The sequence below is a fragment of the Bradyrhizobium murdochi genome (assembly GCF_000472965.1).
GTDB lineage: Bacteria > Pseudomonadota > Alphaproteobacteria > Rhizobiales > Xanthobacteraceae > Bradyrhizobium > Bradyrhizobium murdochi.
This window is the reverse complement of the sequence record NZ_AXAU01000003.1, coordinates 156579-171808: the sequence shown is the minus strand read 5'-3', so window position 1 is coordinate 171808 and position 15230 is coordinate 156579. Positions and strand designations below refer to the sequence as shown.

14 protein-coding genes are annotated in these 15230 nt (G+C 62.7%); 9 read left to right on the top strand and 5 right to left on the bottom strand.

The genetic code is table 11. From position 1 onward, the window contains the following. Positions 1–212 precede the first annotated feature (212 nt). The 8 genes from YUO_RS0111585 to YUO_RS0111550 all read left to right on the top strand — a co-directional run bounded on the left by YUO_RS0111585 (position 213) and on the right by YUO_RS0111550 (position 8437). Entirely contained in the window at positions 213–1658 is a 1446-nt protein-coding gene (locus tag YUO_RS0111585; RefSeq protein ID WP_028347404.1) for a 6-hydroxynicotinate reductase, read from the top strand. Beyond that, positions 1655–2563 carry a UPF0280 family protein gene (locus YUO_RS0111580; protein ID WP_028347403.1) on the top strand — a complete coding sequence of 303 codons (909 nt, stop codon included), beginning with the start codon at positions 1655–1657 and terminating at the stop codon, positions 2561–2563. Before YUO_RS0111585 ends, YUO_RS0111580 begins: the two co-directional genes overlap by 4 nt. Positions 2564–2583: 20 nt before the next feature. Then, positions 2584–3168, top strand: a complete 585-nt coding sequence (locus YUO_RS0111575) for an amino acid synthesis family protein (protein ID WP_028347402.1) — start codon at positions 2584–2586, stop codon at positions 3166–3168. A 23-nt stretch (positions 3169–3191) separates the two neighbouring features. Next, positions 3192–4403, top strand: coding sequence for an ABC transporter substrate-binding protein (locus YUO_RS0111570; RefSeq protein WP_028347401.1), 1212 nt, complete (start codon positions 3192–3194; stop codon positions 4401–4403). A 171-nt stretch (positions 4404–4574) separates the two neighbouring features. Next, complete coding sequence (locus tag YUO_RS0111565; protein ID WP_028347400.1) at positions 4575–6464, top strand: ABC transporter permease; 1890 nt, start codon at positions 4575–4577, stop codon at positions 6462–6464. Then, positions 6461–7252 (top strand): ABC transporter ATP-binding protein, encoded by a 792-nt coding sequence (locus tag YUO_RS0111560; RefSeq protein WP_028347399.1) that lies wholly within the window; start codon positions 6461–6463, stop codon positions 7250–7252. The genes YUO_RS0111565 and YUO_RS0111560 overlap by 4 nt, the downstream gene beginning before the upstream one ends. Next, positions 7249–7953, top strand: coding sequence for an ABC transporter ATP-binding protein (locus YUO_RS0111555; RefSeq protein WP_028347398.1), 705 nt, complete (start codon positions 7249–7251; stop codon positions 7951–7953). The genes YUO_RS0111560 and YUO_RS0111555 overlap by 4 nt, the downstream gene beginning before the upstream one ends. A gap of 28 nt (positions 7954–7981) precedes the next feature. Next, positions 7982–8437 carry a MarR family winged helix-turn-helix transcriptional regulator gene (locus YUO_RS0111550; RefSeq protein WP_028347397.1) on the top strand — a complete coding sequence of 152 codons (456 nt, stop codon included), beginning with the start codon at positions 7982–7984 and terminating at the stop codon, positions 8435–8437. A 13-nt stretch (positions 8438–8450) separates the two neighbouring features. On the opposite strand, the gene YUO_RS0111545 is transcribed toward YUO_RS0111550, so the two are convergent. The 5 genes from YUO_RS0111545 to YUO_RS0111525 all read right to left on the bottom strand — a co-directional run bounded on the left by YUO_RS0111545 (position 8451) and on the right by YUO_RS0111525 (position 14268). After that, positions 8451–9116 (bottom strand): hypothetical protein, encoded by a 666-nt coding sequence (locus YUO_RS0111545; protein WP_028347396.1) that lies wholly within the window; start codon positions 9114–9116, stop codon positions 8451–8453. Between the two features lie 3 nt (positions 9117–9119). Continuing rightward, positions 9120–10520: a selenium-binding protein SBP56-related protein gene (locus YUO_RS0111540; protein WP_028347395.1), complete on the bottom strand. Its 1401-nt coding sequence runs from the start codon at positions 10518–10520 to the stop codon at positions 9120–9122. A gap of 314 nt (positions 10521–10834) precedes the next feature. Further along, positions 10835–11260 (bottom strand): DUF4399 domain-containing protein, encoded by a 426-nt coding sequence (locus tag YUO_RS0111535; protein ID WP_028347394.1) that lies wholly within the window; start codon positions 11258–11260, stop codon positions 10835–10837. A gap of 16 nt (positions 11261–11276) precedes the next feature. After that, positions 11277–12839, bottom strand: coding sequence for an SUMF1/EgtB/PvdO family nonheme iron enzyme (locus tag YUO_RS0111530; protein ID WP_028347393.1), 1563 nt, complete (start codon positions 12837–12839; stop codon positions 11277–11279). Between the two features lie 229 nt (positions 12840–13068). Then, positions 13069–14268, bottom strand: a complete 1200-nt coding sequence (locus tag YUO_RS0111525; protein ID WP_028347392.1) for an amidohydrolase family protein — start codon at positions 14266–14268, stop codon at positions 13069–13071. 145 nt (positions 14269–14413) lie between these two features. On the opposite strand from YUO_RS0111525, the gene YUO_RS0111520 reads away from it, so the two are divergent. After that, positions 14414–15187, top strand: coding sequence for a ferredoxin--NADP reductase (locus tag YUO_RS0111520; RefSeq protein WP_028347391.1), 774 nt, complete (start codon positions 14414–14416; stop codon positions 15185–15187). The last annotated feature ends 43 nt before the right edge of the window (positions 15188–15230 follow it).

The following is a 15230-nucleotide window of genomic DNA, read 5'->3' as shown; positions in this document are numbered from 1 at the left end:
TGCAAGCCGCGCGATCCCGCGCTGCAGCGCGCTGCTCGCTTTATGAACAGAGCGACGAGGCAAATGAGGTATTATGCGGCAAGCGGGCGTTTCGCAGCGGGAGCGGCTTGACAGTGTTCCAGTCCGCGCGCAACATCATTCGTATACGAACAAATGGTCGGAACCGCGAATAAGCGGCTATGATCGGCGCCTTCCCGACTGCAGGCTTGTTCATGACTGACGAGACCGTTGCCACTGGCGACAAGATCCGCTGCGATGCCTGTCCGGTGATGTGCTACATCAAGCCGGGCGCGGCGGGCGCGTGCGATCGCTACGCTAACCATGATGGCGAGCTGGTGCGCGTCGATCCGCATATCGTGCTGGAACGAACGGTGTCGCACGGCGGACGGCTGGTGCCGTTTCAGGCCGGTGGCGACTGGGACGGCAAACTCGTCCACGAGCCCAGCGTGTTCGTCACCGCGATCGGCGCCGGAACAACTTATCCCGATTACAAGCCGGCGCCCTTCATCGTGTCATCGGAAATCGACGGCGTCGACATGGTGACCGTCGTGACCGAAGGCATTTTCAGCTATTGCGGCGTCAAGGTGAAGATCGACACCGACCGCTATCTTGGGCCGGAGACGGCAACCGTCCGCGCGGAAGGCGAGGCGATCGGCCATGTGACGACCAGCGAATATGGCTCGCAGATGCTTTCGCTCGGCGGCGTGCATCATCTGACAGGCGGTTCCAAGAAGGAGGGCCGTGTCACCTGCGACGCGCTGATGGACCTTTCCAACTGCAAGCCGGTGGAACTGACGATCGATGGCGGCGCCACGGTGGTGGTACAGGCCGGCCATCCGCCGATCGTCAACGGTGTCGCCGAAGAGCGCATGCGGGTAGGCTGCGGCTCGGCGACCATCGGCATGTTCGCCAAGCAATGGCACGGCAAGGTCGATGAGGTCGTGGTCGTGGACGACCACATCACCGGCGTCCTCAGTGAGCACCAGGCCGGCAAGTTGCTCGATATTCCCGATACCGGGATCAAGATGAAGGGGCGACGCTCGACGCCCGGCCGTTACTTTCAGGTCGCCGACCCCGGCACCGGTTGGGGCGGCACCAATATTTCCGATCCGCTGTCGGTGCTGGGACCGTTCAATCCGAAGGAGGCGCGGCCTGGGCTCACCATGCTGATGGTCTCGACCACCGGCGAGCACGCCGCCTATTACCAACTCGACGAGGCGTTGCGGCCGATCGAAAAGCAGATGCCGCCCGATCTCCAGTTCTCGGTCGAGCGCATCCAGGAAAATTGCGAACCGGCCTTGTGCACGGTCCTGTTCATGGGCGGCGCCGGCGGTTCGTTGCGCGCCGGCGTCACCGACAATCCGGTGCGACTGACGCGGTCGGTCAAGGACGCGCTGACGCGGGTTACCAGCGGCGGCGCGCCGGTCTATGTCTGGCCGGGCGGCGGCATCACCTTCATGGTCGACGTCACGCAAATGCCGGCCGGCGCGTTCGGCTATGTGCCGACGCCGGCGCTGGTGGCGCCGATCGAGTTCACGTTAAAACTGTCCGATTACGCAGCGCTGGGCGGTCACATGGATCATGTGCGCCCGCTGGCGTCGCTGCGGGAGAGTAGCGGGTTCCGCCCGATGCCCAATATGCCGGGACGGCGCGCATGAAACGGCTCCCGCAGATCGCGCTTCTTCCTGACGGCAAGCGGCTGCATTTGCAGGACGGTCCGATCGACCTGATCATCGAGGCGAAGGGAAGTGAGCGCAACGTGCGCGCCGCTTATGAGGCCGCCGCGCGGCGCTTCACCGGCCTGCTCGATGAACTCTGCGAGGAGTTGATCGAACTTCGAAAAGCCGTCGATCCGGCGCGAAGCACGCTGAACGGTGACGTTGCGCGTCGCATGCATGCGGCAGTCGCGCCGTTTGCGGGCGAGCACTTCATCACGCCGATGGCGGCGGTGGCGGGCAGCGTCGCGGAAGAGATTCTTGGTGCGATGCTGGGCACGGCGCGGCTCGATCGTGCCTATGTCAACAATGGCGGCGACATCGCATTGCATTTGACCCGTGGCGAGCAATTCACAGTCGGGCTGATGGACCGACCGCACCATCATGGCGTGATGCAAACCATCAGGATTGAAGCCGATGATCCGGCACGCGGCATCGCGACCAGCGGACGGCATGGCCGTAGTTTCTCGCTCGGGATTGCCGATGCCGTTACCGTGCTGGCTCGAACGGCATCGCAAGCCGATGCGGCGGCGACCATCATCGCCAATGCCGTTGACCTGCCCGGTCATCCCGCCATCATCCGCTGTCCGGCCAATGAATTGCAGCCCGACAGCGACCTCGGCGCGCGCCTCGTCACCCGCGACGTCGGCGTGCTCCGGGAAAGCGAGATCGACGATGCGTTAAGAGCAGGGGTGAGCCGGGCACAACAATTGCTTGCGGCGGGATTGATCGAAGGTGCGGCCTTGCGTCTACTAGGCGAGACGGCCGTGGTGGGTGCAACGGGGATCAGGGCTGGCGCGTTGCCAACGTTGCATGGAAACGCACTAGAGAGAACAGCGCATGTTTGATCGGGAGCGAGGCGAGTAAGATGAGCGCGATCATTCGCAAGATCGTCACGGTAGTCGAGGAAACCCAGCTTGAGATGGGACAGAAGATTGCACCGCCGACGCGGCGGGCCGCGGCGATTGCTGTGATCGAGAATCCGTTTGCAGGCCGGTATGTCGAGGATCTCTCGTCCTTGATCGAAATCGGCGAGGAGCTTGGCGAATTGCTCTCGAAGCGAGCGGTTGCCGCGCTCGGCATCGAGGGCGCCAAGGCCCACAGCTACGGCAAGGCGGCCGCCGTCGGCGAAAACGGCGAGCTCGAGCATGCGGCAGCGATCTTGCATCCCAAAATGGGCGCACCGGTGCGGAAAGTCTTGGGCAAGGGCGCGGCCCTGATTCCGTCGTCGAAGAAGCGAAGCGGCCCGGGCACAACGCTGGACATTCCGCTCGGACACAAGGACGCGGCTTTCGTGCGCAGCCATTTCGACGGCATGGAAGTGCAGATCAACGATGCACCCCGCGCCAACGAGATCATGGTGGCGGTCGCCGTCACCGATAGCGGCAGGCCATTGCCGCGCGTCGGCGGGCTGACGATTGCGGAAGTCAAAGGCGAAGACGGCTTGAGATAATGACATCAACATTGGAGGTAGGGATGCGACGGAGACATTTGCTGGGAGCGGGATTGGCTATCGCGGTTGCCGGGATGGCGGGCAGCGCTATGGCGCAGAGCGAAATCAAGGAAATCAAGATCGGCGAGATCAACAGCTATTCGTTGTTGCCGGCCTTCACCGAGCCCTACCGCAAGGGCTGGCAGCTCGCGGCCGAAGAGATCAATGCCGCGGGCGGCATCAACGGCAAGAAGCTGGTCGTCATTTCCAAGGACGACGGCGGCAAGCCGGCGGATGCGCAGACCGCCGCCAACGAGCTAGTCTCGAGCGAGAACGTCGCGATGCTGGCTGGCACCTTCCTGTCTAATATCGGTCTCGCCGTCTCCGACTTCGCCAACCAGAAGAAGGTGTTCTTCCTGGCGGCAGAACCCTTGACCGACGCTATCACCTGGTCGAAGGGCAACCGCTACACCTTCCGTCTGCGTCCCTCCAACTACATGCAGGCAGCGATGCTAGTGGAAGAAGCCGCCAAGCTGCCGGCCAAGCGCTGGGCGACGATTGCGCCGAACTATGAATACGGCCAGTCGGCGGTTGCGGTGTTCAAGAAGCTGATGTCGGAGAAGCGTCCGGACATTCAGTGGGTCGACGAGCAGTGGCCGCCGCAGGGCAAGATCGACGCTGGCCCGGTGGTGCAGGCGGTGGCCGCAGCCAATCCCGAGGCCATCCTCAATGTCACCTTCGGCGCCGACTTGGTGAAGCTGGTGCGTGAGGGCAATACTCGCGGCCTGTTCAAGGGACGTTCGGTGGTCTCGTTCCTGACGGGCGAGCCGGAGTATCTCGATCCGCTGAAGGATGAGACGCCGGAGGGCTGGATCGTTACCGGCTATCCCTGGTACGACATCAAGACGCCGGACCATGACAAGTTCCTGAAAGCCTATCAGGCCAAGTACAAGGACTATCCGCGGCTCGGCTCGATCGTCGGATACCAGACCATCAAGGCGGCCGCCGCGATCCTTGCGAAAGCCAACTCGACTGATCCGGAGAAGCTGATCGCGGCGACCGAAGGCCTGTCGATGCCGTCGCCGTTCGGCGAGATCACCTTCCGCAAGATCGATCACCAGTCGACGTTAGGGGCCTATGTCGGCAAGACTGCGCTGAAGGACGGCAAGGGCGTGATGGTGAACTCGGTCTATCGCAAGGGCGCGGACTATCTGCCGAGCGACGCGGAAGTGGAAAAGCTGCGTCCGAAGGATTGAGCTTTGGCTGAGGTCGGGGCCTTCATGGTTCGAGACGCGCGGCGATGCCGCGCTCCTCACCATGAGGGTCTAAGAGGACCTCTCGATCTATGACCTCATCCTGAGGAGGCGCGAAGCGCCGTCTCGAAGGATGAAGGCCCGCTCTGACGATTGCCCCAACCCGGACCGCCAATGGCCTTCTACTTCGTTCAGTTCCTGACCGGTCTCGCCAGCGCGGCGTCGCTGTTTCTGGTCGCATCGGGGCTGTCCATCATCTTCGGCGTGACGCGGATCGTGAACTTTGCCCATGGCGCGTTCTATATGCTCGGCGCCTATGTCGCGTTCACGCTGACCGAGCGGTTCTCCGGCGCGCTCGGCTTCTGGGGCGGCATCGTCGTTGCAGCGCTGATCGTTGCCATCATCGGCGTGCTGGTCGAGATGGTGCTGCTGCGGCGGATCTATCATGCGCCGGAGCTATTCCAGTTGCTGGCGACATTCGGCCTCACCTTGATGGTTCAGGACATCGTCGTGATGATCTGGGGCCCGGACGATCTGCTCGGCCGTCGCGCACCCGGCTTCAAGGGCGCGGTGGATTTTTTCGGCCAGAACATTCCGAGCTACGACCTGTTCCTGATCGCGCTCAGCCCGATCGTGCTCGGCATTCTCTGGCTGTTATTCCAGCGCACGCGCTGGGGCGTCTTGGTGCGCGCGGCGACGCAGGACCGCGACATGGTGGCGGCGCTGGGCGTCAATCAGAAATGGCTGTTCACCAGCGTGTTCGCGCTCGGCGTCTTTTTGGCCGCGCTCGGCGGCGCGCTGCAGATCCCGCGCGATGCGGTACATCACGCGCTTGATCTGCGCATCATCGTCGAAGTGTTCGTGGTCGTGGTGATCGGCGGGCTCGGCAGCATCATCGGTGCTTTTGTGGCGGCCGTGCTGGTGTCCGAACTCAACGCCTTCGGTATTCTCATCTTCCCGAAGATATCCATCATCCTGGTGTTTCTGGTGATGGCAGTGGTGCTGATCGTGCGCCCATGGGGTCTGTTCGGCAAGCCGGAAGCTGCCGCACGCCGCACGCCGGGCCTGACCGTCACGCCGTGGCGGCCGCTCACCTCGGGTGAACGGTTGATGTCACTGGGCGCGCTGGTCCTTGCGGCCATGATGCCGTTGTTTGCCGGCAACTACGCGCTCACCGTCGGATCGGAAATCGCGATCTTTGTCATCTTTGCCGCCAGCCTGCATTTCCTGATGTCGGTCGGCGGGCTCGCCTCGTTCGGCCATGCCGCCTATTTCGGGCTTGGCGCTTATGGCGTTGCATTCCTCGCCAAGGCGGCGGGGTTGCCGATGATCGCTTCGTTGCTGCTTGGCCCGGTGCTGGGGCTGCTGGGTGCCGCGGTATTCGGCTTCTTCGCCGTGCAACTCTCCGGCGTCTATTTCGCGATGCTGACACTGGCCTTTGCGCAGATCGTCTGGTCGATCGCGTTCCAGTGGGTCGAGGTGACCGGCGGCGACAACGGCATTTTGGGCGTGTGGCCGGAGAGGTGGGCGGCGAGCCCGGCTAATTTCTATTGGTTGTCGCTCGGCATCACGGCGCTCGTGGTCACTGTGCTCCGGGTGATGGTGTTCTCGCCGTTCGGTTTTGCGCTGCGCGCAACGCGGGACTCGCCGCTGCGTAGCGAGGCGATCGGCATCAATGGCAAGCGCGTGCAGTGGACGGCTTTCGTCATATCAGGAACGGTGGCGGGCATCGGCGGCGCGTTGTTCGCCTATCTGAAGGGAAGCGTGTTCCCGGACAGCGTCGGCATCTCGCTCTCTGTGGATGCGCTGGTCATGGTGCTGCTTGGCGGCGTCGAGACGGTTTCCGGCGCGGTGATCGGGGCTATCGTCTTTAAGGCAGCCAATATCTGGTTGGTCAGTCAGACCGACCTCTCAAAACTGGTGCTGGGCGGCTTCATTGTGCTGATGGTGGTGGCGTTCCCCAAGGGGATCGTCGGGACGCTGGAGACGATCCGGAACCGCCGGCGCTCCGCCGAAGCCAAAAAATCTGCGCTGGTCACCTCCCGGATCGAGGCCGCCGAGTGAGTATGGTCCCTACATTGCTGTCGGTTGAGGCCTTAAGCAAATCCTATGGCGGCGTGCACGCGGTGCGCAGCGTATCGTTCGAGCTGCGTGCGGGCGAAATTCTCGCGTTGATCGGACCCAACGGTGCGGGAAAAAGCACCTGCTTCGACATGCTCAACGGCCAGAACATGCCGGACAGCGGACGGATCCATCTGCTCGGCGAGGATACGGTCGGCCGAAAGCCGCGCGCGATCTGGCGGCTCGGCGTCGGGCGCACGTTCCAGATCACGGCGACATTTCCGACCATGACCGTGCGCGAGAACGTGCAGGTCGCACTGGTGTCGTATGGCAGGCAATTGTTCAACCTCTGGGGGTCGACCGCGGCTTATGCCCGCGACGAGGCGGGCCGGCTGCTCGACCTCGTCGGCATGGGCGCCTATGCCGAGCGTCCGTGCGGTGAGCTTGCCTATGGCGACCTCAAGCGACTGGAGCTTGCGATCGCGCTCGCCAACCAGCCCAGGCTGCTGCTGATGGATGAGCCCACCGCAGGCATGGCGCCGCGCGAGCGGATCGACCTGATGCGGCTGACCGCAAGCATCGCCCGCGAACAGGCAATCGGCGTGCTCTTCACCGAGCACGACATGGATGTGGTGTTCGAGCATGCCGACCGCATCCTCGTCTTGAATCGCGGCAGCCTGATCGCCGAAGGCTCGCCCGAGGAAGTCCGTGGCAATCCGCAGGTGCGCGCGATCTATCTCGGCGAAGGACTGGTCTACGATGCGCGTCATCGCGAGGGAGCCGGCGCATGAAGCTGCAAGTCGCCGATCTCAACAGCTTCTACGGCCCGGCGCATATCCTGTTCGATATCGCGCTGGAAGTCGGCGAAGGCGAAGTGGTGGCTCTGCTCGGCCGCAATGGCGCCGGCAAGTCGACTACCTTCCGCTCCATCGTCGGCCTGGTCGAGAGCCGTTCGGGGCGGATCGTCTTCGAGGGCAAGGATGTCTCCCGCGAGCCGACGCATGCGATCGTGCGCGGCGGACTCGGCTATGTGCCGGAAGAGCGGCGCATCTTCACCGATCTGACGGTTGAGGAAAATCTCGAGGTCGGCCGCCAGCCAAAACGACCGAACGCGCCGCACTGGACGCGCGAAAAGCTGTTCACGCTGTTTCCCAATCTCGGCGAGATGCGCAACCGTCCCGGCGGACGGATGAGCGGCGGCGAGCAGCAGATGCTGACGATCGCGCGAACCCTGATGGGAAATCCGTCGCTCGTTCTGCTCGACGAACCCTCGGAAGGGCTGTCGCCAAAAATCGTCGAACAGATGGTCGATGCCATCCTGGCGATGAAGAAGGAAGGCGTCAGCATCGTGGTCTCGGAGCAGAACCTGCATTTCGCGCGGCTGATTTCGGACCGCGCCTACATCATCGAGCGTGGCAAGATTTGCTTCGGCGGCACGATGGCCGAACTCGACGCGCGGCCGGATATCCGGGACGCGCATCTGTCGCTGTGATCGGCGAAGGGAAGGGCGGGGAACGCAGATGGGAAGGAGTGTTTCGCCGAAACGGAGCGTCAAGCCGGCGCGTCCGTCCTACATTCTCGACGAACAGATCGGCTTCATCCTGCGTCAGGTCTGGCAGCGCCATGCCACCATCTTCGCCCGCGAGATCGGCATCAACCTGACGCCGACACAATGGGCGGCGCTCGCCAAGCTGGCCGAGACCGGACCGTGCTCGCAGAATCTGCTCGGGCGGCTGACGGCGATGGATGTCGCCACCATCAAGGGCGTGATCGACCGTCTCACCGCGCGCGGCCTGACCGAGACCAGCCCGGATCCCGAGGACGGCCGCCGCCTGCTCGTGAGTCTGACGCGCGCCGGCCAGCAACTGGCCGAGAAGGCCGCGCCGAATGCGCTGGCGATCAGCCGCGAGACGCTGGCGCCGCTCGACGCAAAAGAGCGCGAGACGCTGATCGCGCTGCTCGACAAGCTGCGTTAAGGCGTAGCTCGCGTCAGCTCAGGTTCAGCACCAGCGCGATCGCGCCCACCAGAATGAGGCTGAAGGCCCAGGTCGTATCCAGGTTGAACCAGCTCTGCGATATGAACTGGAGGCCGAGATAGCGGTAGGCGAGCCACGCGCAAGCTCCACCAGCGGCGACCATCGCGATGGCGTGGATCGTGGCAACCAGCACGGCCATTCCGAGATTGGCATTGATGAGAGTGCCGGCGGCCGCGTGGCCGCCGTCGAGCTCGGCTTGCCGGCAGAGCCCGAGATAGATCGGCACCAGCATCAGCGCGGCGCCATGCGCCAGCGCCACGGCAAACGACCATAACCCCAGTTGCGCCGGTGATATCCGCGCTAAAACTCTCGGATGGCGGCGGTTGGCCAACCGGAACAGGCCAAAGGCGATAACGAGGACGCTGGCCCCGATCTGGATGGTGCGCTGCCACTCGACGATGGCAACGAGCAGCGCGAAAGGAAGGAGGACGAGCAGCATCGCGAGAAGATGGCCGGCCGTGAGCGGCCCAAGCGCGGCCACCAGCGCACGCGGGCTCCGCTCCATCAGTCCAACTGAAACGGCAAGCGGCCAGCCCATGCCCGGGTTGACGCCGTGGTAAAGGCCGCTCGCGATGACAGCCAGCCAGAGCCAGGCCGGTGTCCAGTCGGCTCCGCTCAAATTTCAAGCCGACGGATAGCAGAACGAATCCGTCGAACAGTCGCCGCCGTCGAGCCGGATCTGGTGCGCGCGGTAGCCGTCGGGGAAATTGACCCAGTAGTCTCTTGCCAGCTCGAGGCCGCCGTCCGGCTTCGTATTGGCCATCACCATGGCGCCCGGGACACCCTCGGGATAGAACTGATCGTCCCACGTCGAGTAGAGCGAGTTGGTCCAGTACACCCGCTTGCCATCGCGGCTGATCTCGACCATCTGCGGGCCGCCTGCAAACGCCTTGCCGTTCGGGTGCGGCGTGCGGCGCGCGATGCCGCCGATGCGGACCGAGCCGGCAAGCTTCGGCCTTCGCGGCTCGTTGACGTTGTATTGACGCATCTCGCCGGTGCCCCAGCAGGCGACGTAGAGGAATTTATCGTCCATCGACAGGTCAATGTCCGAGACCAGCGGCGGCACGGCGCCAAAGCCCTGCAGCAGCGGCGGCAGTTGCTCCTTTGCCGCAGGTTCGGGCGGGATCGTCGCGGTCTTCTCGATGTGAAACTTGCCGCCCTCGCGCCACCAGGTCCAGATCGAGCCTTCGAGGTTGGTGGTATCGACCACGACACCGAGGAAGCCGTATTCGCGCACCGGATCATGCGCGGGACGTACCTCCAGCGCCATCTGATGGTTGGCGCCGAGATCGATGGTCTGGACATTGCGCCGGGCGCGCAGATCCCAGAAGTGGATCCGATGGCCGTATTTGTTGGAAAGCAGATCTTCCGGCACGATCCCATTCTCGAACTGCGGCGGCAGTGCCCACTCGCTGGTCACCATGTAGTCGCGCGGCAGGTTCCACCAGAAGTCATAATGCAGTTGTTGTGGACCGCGATCGAGCTCCCACCGTCCGAGCACCTCGAACGTCTCGCAATCCATGATGAAGACGCCGGGCGGTCCGTCAGTGCCGTCCTTGCCGCTGCCGCCGAGCGTAGAGACGTAAATGCCTTCCGGTCCGCAATGAACGGTGTGGGGCCGCGAGTATCCGGTCTTCCTGAAGATTTCCTCCGGCTCGATGATCTTGTGTATCGCCGCTTTGGTGGGATCGGGCTTGGTATCGACGATGTAGATGCGGGATGACCGCATGCCCGGGATGATGAGATAGCGGCGCTCGAGGAAGGCGTGTCCGGTGAGCGGCGACAGCGCCGACGAGCAGGCGTTCCAGCCGAAATGGTGAAACTCGTCGCCCTTGTTCGGCATCGTCACCGTGTGAACGATCTGACTGTAGGTTTGGGAATTCGGATTGACGTCGATCACCGCCAGCGCATCCGGTTTTGAAGCGTCCGGACTGAGCAGCACGGTGTAGGCGAAGCTCTCTGGCGGAGCTTCCATGGCAAGCTTTGGCGAAGCGTGAAACGTGGGGTCGGGCCGAATGTTCATCGTACTGCCTCCCTGTTTGCCTCGATGTACAGCGACACGGCTCAGCGGCATGCAGCAGCAAGACATCACCCGGCGCGTTGAGTTCCTCTCGCGAGTGCCGCCGGCCGGGGTTTGCGCCATCGACCATACACCGCAATGCGTCAGGCGAAAATAACGATGGTGCTACCGATCCGGTGACCGTGCCCGCCGCCGTCCCGAACGGGCGACGTCACGGGCATATCAGGCGCGCGCATTGCGTTCCGCCTGCGCGGCGAGAAAATTGCGCATTTTCAGTTGCGGCTCATCGGTGTTGTAGGCGTTCGCGAAACTCCGCTCTATTTGACCGTGATGGTAATTTTCTTGGAGACTACGGGAGGATTGTGCGGATAGTGGCCGGCGTCGCCCAGCACGAGCTGAAGCGTGTGCTTGCCGGGCGGAAGCTCGATCCGGGCTTCGGTCTGGCCCGCGCCAAAATGAAGGTGCGATTTGTCCTGCGGAATCTCTTCATTGGGATTGAGCGGCTCGTTCACATTGATCAGAAGGTGATGGTGGCCGCTGTTTGGGTAGTTGTCGCCCGCGTGGGTTACGCCCATGTTGCGCAGACCAAAGCGGCACCAAAATGCGCCCTTGATGACGGCGCCGTTCTGCGGCCACACGAAATAGAGAAGGGCATCCTTGTGTGAGGGCTTCCCTTGAGCATACGCGGCGAACGGCAGGCAGGTGAGCGCTGCTGAGAGAGCGATCCACTGCGTGAACTTCATGACCGCCCTCTTAAGACTACTTGGGAGATAGCGCGATGCGGAACCCGTGGGTGGGATATCGCACGTTGGTGTCATAGCTGCCGCGGTTTGATACGCGGGCATAGTCTGAGTCCTTCCTCCAGGAGCCGGAGCGGATGACATGCGAGGAACAGGCATTCTCGACCCATGCTGACCCGTCTCCTGGCGCGCCCTGATAATTTTTGTGCCAGCAATCTTCCACCCATTGATCGACGCCGCCGCCCATATCAAACAGCCCAAAAGGATTTTGCTTGAGGCTGCCGACCTTCACCGGCTGGTCGATCGCTGGAATGTCGCTGCAGTTCTTGCAATTGACCATGCCAGGCTGAAACTGGTCGCCCCACCAGTATCGGGTCTGCGTGCCGCCGCGCGCCGCATATTCCCATTCGGCTTCGCTCGGCAGTCGATATGGTTTTCCGGTGGTTTCCGCGAGCCACGCGACATATTGCTTGGCATCGCTCCAGCTTACGTTTGTAACAGGCGCATCGTCCTTTCCGGCTGCCGTGAATCCGCATGCCTTTGCGGCGGCGCATGCGTTCCATTCCTGCACGGTGACGGGAAATTTCCCCATCGCAAATGGCTTGACCGTTACCTGACGGACCGGCCTTTCCGAAGCGTCTTCGTTGCTGCCCATGGCGAAGCTGCCACCCCGAAGCGAAATCATCTCGGGTTCTCGAACCGGCGCAGCGGCTTGCGACGTCGGCGGAGTCTCGGGTGCGGCGGGAGACGCGGGCGGCGGTAGCGGCGCCGCCTGTTGTTGGGTTGGTGAAGGAGAAGGTTGGGGCGCCGGCGCTGGTTGTTTCGCGACAGGCGCAGGCGCCTTCGGCGCTTCCGCCGGAGATGAAACGGGAGCCGACGCCTGATTTATCGCCTTGCGAGGCTGTGCGAACATGTACCAGAGACTACCGATCGCAATGGTCAGCATCGCAATGCAGAGCAAGAGGATCAGGACGCGTTCGCGCCGGTTCCGATATGCGTTAAGGGCGGAGGGGTCGGGAAGCACGCGGTAGACCCGAACGGGATCGGTGATGTTCTTGACTTTTCGATCACCGAGCGACTCGTATCCGCAAACCAGCTTATGCTTTATCTGCTCATAAATACCGCCGGAGATATAGACTTCGCCGGGATGGGCTATGCCCTCAAGCCGCGTGGCAATATTGACGCCGTCGCCATAGACGTCGTCGGTTTCGATAATCACGTCGCCAAGATTGACGCCAATTCGATATTCGATCCAATGATGCTTGGGTAGTGACGCATTGCGGCCAACCAGATTTTGCTGGATCACGATGCTCGATCGGACGGCTTCGACCGGGCTGTCGAAAATGGCGATGAAGCCATCGCCCGTGGTTTTGACCAGCCTGCCGTGATGTTCTCTGATGCTGGGTTCGATGAGATCGCGCTCGATCCGCTTGACGCGATTGTGCGTCCCTTCCTCGTCGATCTGCATTAGACGGCTGTAACCGGAGATGTCGCCTGCCACGATGGCCGCAAGGCGGCGTGGCATTGGCTCGGGTGATCGCTCACCCGGTCGGCCTGACTTGATGTCGCGAATTTGGGCCATGGCTTGGATTGGCTCCCAACTGTCAAATACAAATACAGTATGAGGCAAGCAATCTTTCCAGCACCTACAGCGTACCATGGTGGCTGTTCGCCGCAAGCAGCCGTGCGCGGGTTCCACGCGGCTCGTAAGGGCTAAGTGTGAGTGAGCTCACAAAAAATGAGGCCTGACCGGCAATTCGCTCATCACGTCCGAGGGTATAGTCGCCCGGCGCACTCGCAGGGCCACCGCATCAACGCCCGCTGACGATCTCCGGTACCTTGCCGGCGGGCGGCGTGTTGCGGCTGCGCTGGGTGCGGACGATGCCATCGATGATGGTCATGCCGATGCCGGGGAGGTCGCCGAGCTGCACGCTTTCCAGAATGTTCTTGCCGGGGGAGTGCTGGGCTTTGTCCATCAGCACGAAGTCCGCGGAGCGGCCGATTTCGATGATTCCGCAATCGAGTTCGCGCATGCGCGCGGTATTGCCGGTCGCAAGGCAGAAGGCGAGTTCGGCCGGCAGTTCGCCGAGTGACGACAGCATCGAGACCATTCGCAAAATGCCGAGCGGCTGCACGCCGGAGCCGGCCGGCGCGTCGGTGCCGAGGATGACGCGGTGCAGGTCGCCCATCTCGCGCGCGGTGCGCAGCGTGAACAGCGCCGAGCGCTCATTGCCGTTGTGAACCAGCTCCAGCCCGCGCTTGCAGCCTTCGCAGATGCAACGGATCTGGTCGTCGGGTAGCGCGGTATGGCCGCCATTGATGTGACCCACCACGTCGGTGTCGGCTTCCAGCACCACATCCTTGTCGATCAGGCCGGAGCCGGGAATTGAAGGTCCGCCGGTGTGGATCGTGCTTTGGATGCCGTATTTGCGCGCCCAGCCGACCATTTTGCGCGCGGTCGGGCCGTCCTTGACGCCGCCGAGGCCGACTTCGCCGAGCAGCTTGACGCCGGCCGCGGCCATCTCCTTGAAATCTTCCTCCACCATTTCGCATTCGATCACCGGCGCGCCGGCATGCACCTTCACCCCGCCTGGCCGCAGCATCCAAAACGCGCGCTGCGCAAAGATCGCCATCGCCTTCAGGCCTACGACGTCGCGCGGGCGGCCGGGCATGTGGACCTCGCCGGCCGAGATCATGGTGGTGACGCCGCCATGGAGATAGCTGTCGATCCAGTTGATCTGGTTCTGCCGTGGCGTCCAGTCGCCGGCGACGGGATGGACGTGGCTGTCGATCAATCCGGGCGCGACGGTGGTGCCGTTGGCATCGACTGTCGTGGTGGCGCCCTCGGTATTGCAGTCCTTGAAGCGGCCGATGGCTGTGATCTTGCCGTTCTCGGCCACGATCGTGTCGGCATCCAGGATCGGCTTTTCCAACGCCCCCGACAACACGAGCCCGATATTGCGGATCACCAGCTTGCTCGGACCGGTCGCCTGGGGTGCGTCGTGGGCCATGGTTTTTCCTTTTGCTTCAATGCCTTCGCCGGACATTCTGCCCGGCTTGACGAGCGGATCAAGCTGGATTATTCGTTTGTATACGAATGATCGTATACGAATGATTTAGCCGGTCAATCCGGCTTGCAAGTCAGGGAACGGTGCGATGAGCAATTTCAACCAGGAAAGCGTGTTGAGCGTTCATCACTGGACCGATACGCTGTTCAGCTTCACCACCACACGCGATCCCTCGTTCCGTTTCCGCAATGGCGAGTTCACGATGATCGGCCTGAAGGTCGGCGAGAAGCCGCTGCTTCGCGCCTACTCGGTCGCCAGCGCCAATTACGAGGACCAGCTCGAATTCTTCTCGATCAAGGTGCCGGATGGCCCGCTCACCTCGCGGCTCCAGCATTTAAAGCAGGGTGACGAAATCATCGTCAGCCGCAAGGCGACCGGTACGCTGGTCATCGATAACCTCGAGGACGGCCGCAACCTCTATCTGATCGGGACCGGCACCGGGCTGGCGCCGTTCCTTTCCGTGATCAAAGACCCCGAGACCTATGAGCGGTTCGCGAAGGTGGTACTGCTGCACGGCTGCCGCCGCGTCGCCGAGCTCGCCTATGGCGAGATGATCACCGAAAAGCTGCCGAACGACGAGCTGATCGGCGAGTATGTTCGCAACCAGTTGATCTATTATCCGACCGTGACCCGCGACCCCTTCCGCAACCGCGGCCGCATCACCGATTTGATCACTTCCGGCAAGCTGTTCGCCGACATCGGGCTGGCCACGCTCGATCCGGCCCATGACCGCGTCATGATCTGCGGCAGCCCGGCGCTGGTGACGGACACGCGCGCGCTGCTCATCGGCAGAGGTTTTGCCGAGGGCAATCACGGCGAGCCGGCACAGTTCGTGGTCGAAAAGGCGTTCGCGGAGCGGTAATCTCCTGCGGCACCATAGGTTTATCTCCTCACCCTGAGGAGCT